This is a genomic window from Pseudomonas reinekei, assembly GCF_001945365.1.
GTDB classification, from domain to species: Bacteria; Pseudomonadota; Gammaproteobacteria; order Pseudomonadales; family Pseudomonadaceae; genus Aquipseudomonas; species Aquipseudomonas reinekei.
Window position 1 is genome coordinate 1 of sequence record NZ_MSTQ01000037.1, and the last position, 4,293, is coordinate 4,293.

The 4,293-nt window shown below is 50.0% G+C and carries 5 protein-coding genes; 3 read left to right on the plus strand and 2 right to left on the minus strand.

Going from position 1 to position 4,293, the window contains the following annotated elements; all coding sequences use genetic code 11:
• The first annotated feature begins 188 nt into the window (after nucleotides 1-188).
• The 3 genes from BVK86_RS28725 (at nucleotide 189) to BVK86_RS28735 (ending at nucleotide 1,289) form a co-directional block, all read left to right on the plus strand.
• Nucleotides 189-656, plus strand: a complete 468-nt coding sequence (locus BVK86_RS28725) for a glycine zipper domain-containing protein (RefSeq protein WP_075949595.1) — start codon at nucleotides 189-191, stop codon at nucleotides 654-656.
• Between the two features lie 124 nt (nucleotides 657-780).
• On the plus strand, nucleotides 781-969 hold the full coding sequence (locus tag BVK86_RS28730; protein WP_056853803.1) for a hypothetical protein: 189 nt from the start codon (nucleotides 781-783) through the stop codon (nucleotides 967-969).
• Between the two features lie 101 nt (nucleotides 970-1,070).
• Complete coding sequence (locus BVK86_RS28735; protein WP_075949600.1) at nucleotides 1,071-1,289, plus strand: hypothetical protein; 219 nt, start codon at nucleotides 1,071-1,073, stop codon at nucleotides 1,287-1,289.
• Between the two features lie 438 nt (nucleotides 1,290-1,727).
• Here BVK86_RS28735 and BVK86_RS29935 read toward each other — a convergent pair whose 3' ends face one another.
• Both BVK86_RS29935 and BVK86_RS28760 read right to left on the minus strand, forming a co-directional pair.
• Nucleotides 1,728-1,880 (minus strand): hypothetical protein, encoded by a 153-nt coding sequence (locus tag BVK86_RS29935; protein WP_157720453.1) that lies wholly within the window; start codon nucleotides 1,878-1,880, stop codon nucleotides 1,728-1,730.
• Between the two features lie 1,229 nt (nucleotides 1,881-3,109).
• Nucleotides 3,110-4,293 (minus strand): RHS repeat-associated core domain-containing protein (locus tag BVK86_RS28760; RefSeq protein ID WP_208609348.1); only part of this gene is annotated, 1,184 nt, incomplete at its 5' end.

The following is a 4,293-nucleotide window of genomic DNA, read 5'->3' on the forward strand; positions in this document are numbered from 1 at the left end:
GCTTGGACTGGTCTCAATACTGGATACGATAACTCGGTTTAATCGCATAGCTTGAACCGCCGTATACGGATCCGTACGTACGGTGGTGTGAGAGGACGGCGGATGTAAATCCGCCTCCTACTCGATTTGAACGTTTCTCGGTGCAACGCCTCAAACCCTGCATACCCCTGAAGAATAAGAGGCTGGCCATGAACCCGAAAACCAAAGGCATATCAGTTGCAAGGTTGAGTGCTCGACGTACCACATTGCCCGCGATTGTTTTTGGATTGTTCCTCTCGCAAGCGGCAATGGCGGCCGGTGACGGTACAGCGGCGGTAGGTGGTGGTCTTGGTGGTGCGTTGGGCAACGTTGTGGGTGGGCAGATGGGCGGCAGCACCGGGGCCGCGATTGGTGCCGGTGTCGGCGGTGCAGCCGGCAGTGCGGTTGGCGCGCAAAAAGGCAACCGCACTGAAGCCGCGATCGGTGGTGGTTTAGGCTCGGCGGGTGGTTCGGTGATTGGTAACAGCCTGGGCGGCTCTACCGGTTCGACCATCGGTGCAGGCCTGGGCGGGGCCGCCGGTGGCGCCGTCGGCAACAATCTCGGCGACGATAACCGTAGTTCCCATTCCGGTGGCGGGCATAAACACAAGAACAAACATAAAAACAAACACCGTTGATTCAATCGTTATCAACAGAAGAACCCGGCCAGGCGCCGGGTTTTTCTTTTCTGGCTATGCCTCAGGAACGTTTGGCGGTCTCTCGCCTCGAATCTCATACACCCCTGAACAATTGAGGCCTGCCATGACCCCGGAAACCGAAGGTAACGAAGAGAAAGGCCCGAGTGGTTTGCCATTTATCAACGACCCCGGCAATGAGGATCCAGGTTCGTTGATGGACGATGCAACGGTCCCGCTCAACGATTCCGATGACGCCGGCGACGTTGGAAATCTCGAATTTGAAGATGAGGATGAAGACGGCGAAGAGGATTGATTGAGCCGGCGTTGACCAGTTGTCTTGCCGATCGAACCCCGTGCACTGTGGAAATCTCGAACGTTCAGGGCCTGCATTTCAGGCTCTTTGCGAGGTGCACCATGAACGCTGACACGAAAGACACCGACACGGACGATACCCCGGAGTATCCGTTGCCTTCACCGACCGATCCCTTGAGCCGCGACCAGCGTCCGCCCGACGAGGACGCCGGCGTCGAGCAGGTTCCCAACGATGAGGTGAAGCGCACAGATACGGATGTTGAGGCAACGCCTGAAGACCCAGACATTGCTGGTGAGGATTACTCTGGCGAACCGAGTTAAGTAGCGTTCTAAGGAGGTTCGTCATGAACAGGTCAACAGTGACTGCCCTGACGGTAGCCGGGTTGTTGTCGTTGGGTGCTTTGTCGGTATATGCCGGCAGCGACGCCCCAGTTGATAAGGGCGGAATGCCGCCGTCTACGGAAATGAATGCGGGGGCCGGTCCCGAATATGCGCTGCCGCCGGTTTCTATTGGAGGTGGAGGGGGCTGATGGGAGCTGATGGGAGTAGTACCAAGCCGGGGATTGGCAGTGGGGGAGATCAATAGGGAGTGGTTCTGGGAAACCTCTTGAGTATCAGGAAGTTCGGATTCAGCTGATTCAAAAGTTTAAGCTAAGTCCAACTGATAACAGTAAATTCATCAGTTTGTGAGCCCAGATTTTGAGCTGGGCTTTTTTCGTGGTGCAGAAATTTTGTGAAGCTATCACCTGACGGATAGGTCTAAAAGGAGTTCAACCAGCGCCTTTGAAATTCTTCTTGTTCGAATATATCTTGTGCAATATTTTTATCATCAAAATCAAAAATATGGACGATGTGGTCGCGAGTGGCTTCTTCTCCAAGAATCATCTCGTAGGCAACAGCCCCGTTGCTCATTTGGGAGCACATTCTAGATGGGTAAACATTAAGTTTTGCTCCTTTACAAAGGAACTTGGTTTCGGGGGAGTCTCGTCGCATTCGTGCTAAACATAGGAATAGGTCGTCTTCGGTATAGGTTTTTTTGAGTCCGTTTTTTCTAATTAATGTTAATTTGTTGTGCTTGTCTATAAGTGTTGCGAATTCAGTTTTGCTCCCCGTTTTAAGTTGTATTCTGTTAATCGACATTTTGTGGCCTTCGATTTTAAGTGGGTTGTGCGTGGAGTTATAGCGATTGTGTTAATTTTTTGGGGGTGTTTTTCAGATTGTGGGTTTTAAAATGCAGTATTTACTGCATGGACAGTGATTGAAGCCATTTTTTGTAAAAATTAATTTGATCTTCAATGTTACTTGTGATGTCTTGGTCCTCGTAGTCGAAAATTCGTACAATATTTTCTTCTTTACTTGGCTGCCCTAGAGTCAATTCATAAGCAACGAGCCCTTTAGACATCTGTGAAGACATTCGTGAGGGGTAAACGTTTAGCTTTGATCCTTTGCATAGAAACTTTATTTCTGGGTTGTGAGCCCTCAGAAAACCAAAGCATAAGAATAAATCGTGGCTTATGTATTGTTTGGTAGTGTAATTATGTGTTGTAAGTTTAAGGCTTGGATTTATCCGGTTGTATTCGATTGTTGCGGTTTCTTTGTTGTTTTGTTTGATAATGACAATGTCTATTTTTTTCATTTTTTTCAGGCGAAACGCTTCCTTTCTGTATGTCTAATGTTGAACGGGCCGTTCGACATTTCAGCGGTATTTTTACGGCTGGGTAAATTAAAGTTCGCCCAGTGACCAAGCTAATCTGACTTCTCTGTATTAATCCAGTGCATGTAAAACTCCCATTGTTCGCTTGGGTCATTAGTTAGATTTTCATCGTCGTAGTCAAATATATAAATTATATCTTTAAGGGATGCTGGTCTTCCCAAGACGAGTTCATATGCCTTTAAGCCTTGGGTCATCTGTGAGGACATGCTCGAAGGGTGGACATTGATTTTTGATCCTTTACAAAAGAATTTAATGTGAGGGTTATCTTTTCTTAGCTGGCCGAAGCATCTGTAAAAATCTAAGTCCGTATAGGTTTTGTTGAATCCATTTTCTAAAGCTAATGTTATTGATATGAGGTTGTTATCGCAGACTAATTGCGCTATCTCCTTGGTATTATTGGTGCTAACTGTTATCGCTACATGGGTTATCATTTTTTTATTATCCTGTTTGGATTTGGAATCGAATACCCAAATTCCCTGCCGTCGTCAATGATCAATGTTGCTCCGAGTACATCTTCGGGTTTTATTCGGCCACGTATGGCAATTTCCTCTTCAGCTCCAAACTCATATAGAGCACCAAGTTCTTTTTTCAAGTCGTGGCCAGGAATTTTTTGTAGGGTGTATAAATATCCTGTTTTTGTGTAAAAACCAGTAGCAAAAATTTTACCTACATCCCGAGACGGTGATGTGCTGATGAAATTACTGGGTGGATTATTACTGTCGATAGAGTGGAGGAATAAATCGTCGCTTGCGCCTTTGCTTTTGAATCCGTTTTGAAATACTTCATCTGGTTCGAGTTGGTCTCCGCGGTACAAATAGTCGTCTTCATTTTTTGGCTTGGGAAGAGTGGGCTCCCCCTCATCAATTTTCACCTTCTCAAATGGATCTTGTTCCCCAATATCCGGCCTCTTACACGAAGCCCCACCCGGACACTTCCCACTCAACCCCAACGGATCCACCCACCCCGTCGGATTCGGCGTGTAGCGGTAAGCATTCAACCCACCCGCCAGCTTCACCGGATCCGGCGTCAGATAACGCCCGGTATCCGGGTGGTAATAGCGATGGCGGTTGTAGTGCAGGCCGCTTTCGGCGTCGAAGTACTGGCCCTGAAAACGCAGCGGCTGTTCAAGCTGTTCACCGCCGCCGTGGGTGATTTGGCTGACTTTGCCGTAGCCGGTGTACCTCGCCGACCAGACGATCTCCCCGCTGTAGTCGGTCAGTTCCTGCGGGGTGCCGAGGTGGTCGAGGTGGTAGTAGAACGGGCAGGCGTGTTTCGGGCCTTTGCCGTCGAGCAGGGCCAGGGGGCGGAAGCTGCCGGGTTCGTAGAGGTAGCTGCGGTAGTGCCCGGGGCTGCTTTCGGCGATGAGGTGGTCGCCTTGCCAGAAAAACTGTGTGGTCTGGCCGTCGACGGTCTTGGCGATGCGTCGGCCGAAGGCGTCGTAGCGGTAGGACGTTTCGCGGCCGTCGGCGGCGGTGAAGCCGGTGAGGCGGTGCTGGCTGTCGTAGCGATATTCGGTGACGTTTTCGCCGCGGCGTTCGCGGATCAGGTTGCCGTAGGCGTCGTAGTCGTAATGCCGGTCGGCGTGGCGCAGCAGGCGGTTGCCCTTGAGGT